This window comes from Streptomyces africanus (assembly GCF_002150735.1).
GTDB lineage: Bacteria > Actinomycetota > Actinomycetes > Streptomycetales > Streptomycetaceae > Streptomyces > Streptomyces africanus.
In genome coordinates this window covers 1-1740 of record NZ_MUKA01000411.1, presented here as the reverse complement: position 1 = coordinate 1740, position 1740 = coordinate 1, and the positions used below count along the sequence as shown (strand labels likewise).

2 protein-coding genes are annotated in these 1740 nt (G+C 70.6%); one reads left to right on the top strand and one right to left on the bottom strand.

Annotated features, from left to right (window positions below):
- Positions 1-119: 119 nt before the first annotated feature.
- Entirely contained in the window at positions 120-1118 is a 999-nt protein-coding gene (gene hemB / locus CCL05_RS37880) for a porphobilinogen synthase (protein WP_086565163.1), read from the top strand.
- Here the strand turns inward: hemB and CCL05_RS37875 are convergent.
- A partial coding sequence (locus tag CCL05_RS37875) for a DUF4232 domain-containing protein (RefSeq protein ID WP_107400567.1) occupies positions 1112-1740 on the bottom strand: 629 nt, incomplete at its 5' end. The two genes, hemB and CCL05_RS37875, sit on opposite strands and share 7 nt — an antisense overlap.

Below are 1740 nucleotides of genomic sequence, written 5' to 3'. Positions count from 1 at the left end.
AGCTGCGGGCATTCGTGCCGCCCTAAGCGGCACGAATGCCCGCAGCTGAGTCGCTGAGTCGCTGAGTGTCGACATCGCGTCGGCATAAGGGGGTATAGGGCGGGCGTAGCGTAGGTCGTATGACGACGTACGGATCTTTTCCCGGTACGCGGCCGCGGCGTTTGCGGAGCACTCCCGTCATGCGTCGGATGGTCGCCGAGACCCGGTTGCACCCTGCCGATCTCATCCTTCCGGCCTTCGTGCGGGAGGGCGTCAGCGAGCCGGTGCCGATCGCGGCCATGCCGGGGGTCGTGCAGCACACCCGGGACAGTCTGAAGAAGGCCGCCGCCGAGGCCGTCGCGGCGGGGATCTCCGGGATCATGCTGTTCGGCGTGCCGGAGGAGTCGAAGAAGGACGCCCTCGGGACGCCGGGGACCGACCCGGACGGGATTCTCCAGGTCGCCCTCCGGGACGTGCGGGCCGAGGTCGGTGACGACCTGCTCGTCATGTCCGATCTGTGTCTCGACGAGACCACCGATCACGGGCACTGCGGGGTGCTGGACGCCCAGGGGCGGGTCGACAACGACGCGACCCTGGAGCGGTACGCCGAGATGGCGCAGGTGCAGGCCGATGCCGGTGCCCATGTGGTCGGCCCCAGCGGGATGATGGACGGGCAGATCGGCGTGGTCCGTGACGCCCTCGACCAGATCGGGCGGGAGGATGTCGCCATCCTCGCCTACACCGTGAAGTACGCCTCCGCGTTCTACGGGCCGTTCCGGGAGGCCGTCGGCTCCTCCTTGCGGGGGGACCGGAAGACCTATCAGCAGGACCCGGCGAACGTGCGTGAGTCCCTGCGCGAGCTCGCCCTCGACCTGGAGGAGGGCGCCGACATGGTGATGGTCAAGCCCGCCGGGCCCTACCTGGACATCCTCGCCCGGGTCGCGGACGCCGTGGACGTGCCGGTCGCCGCCTACCAGATCTCCGGCGAGTACTCGATGATCGAGGCCGCCGCCGAGAAGGGCTGGATCGACCGCGATCGCGCGATCATGGAGAGCCTCACCGGTATCCGGCGGGCGGGTGCCCGGAACATCCTCACCTACTGGGCCACCGAAGTGGCCCAGCGGCTCAAGGTTCAGTAGGACAGGGCCTCGTCCCTGTCCCCCAGCCAGTACGTGGCGCTCAGCGAGCTGTCGTAGTACACGCCCTCGGCGGGCAGCGACGGGATCGCCGAGGGGCCGCCGCTGCTGTTCGGCGTGGGGCCCTGGAAGCCGACCGTGAGCTTGTGGCCGGTGGTGCCGCCGGTGCCGCTGCCGTCGGCCGCCGACAGCAGCACGCCCGCGTAGCCGGACTCGCCGGGGGCCAGGGTCGTCACCGCCTGCGGCTTGGACTCCTCCATCGGCTGCGGGGCCCACTGCATCTCGTCGAAGCGCAGCACCGGGTAGTAGGTGAGGTCGCACGTCTTCGAGCCGGTGTTCGTGACCGTGATCAGCATGTGGTTGATGGGGCGGCGGACCGGCTTGGCCGTGACGGTGGTGTTGGTGCCGTTGCAGGAGATCCGGGCGGCGGGGGTGGCGGCGGCCGTCCCGGGCTTCGTGCCCTTCGCGTTCGTGCCCTTGCCGGCAGTCGTGGTGCTCGCCTTGTCGGCGGCCGTGTTGCCTGCCGTGGTGCTCGCCTTGTCGGCGGCCGCCTTCGTGGGCGCGGTGGTCGCGGTCGCCGTCGCCGTCAGATGCGGCGTGGCCGCGCCCTCGTCCTGGGTGCCCG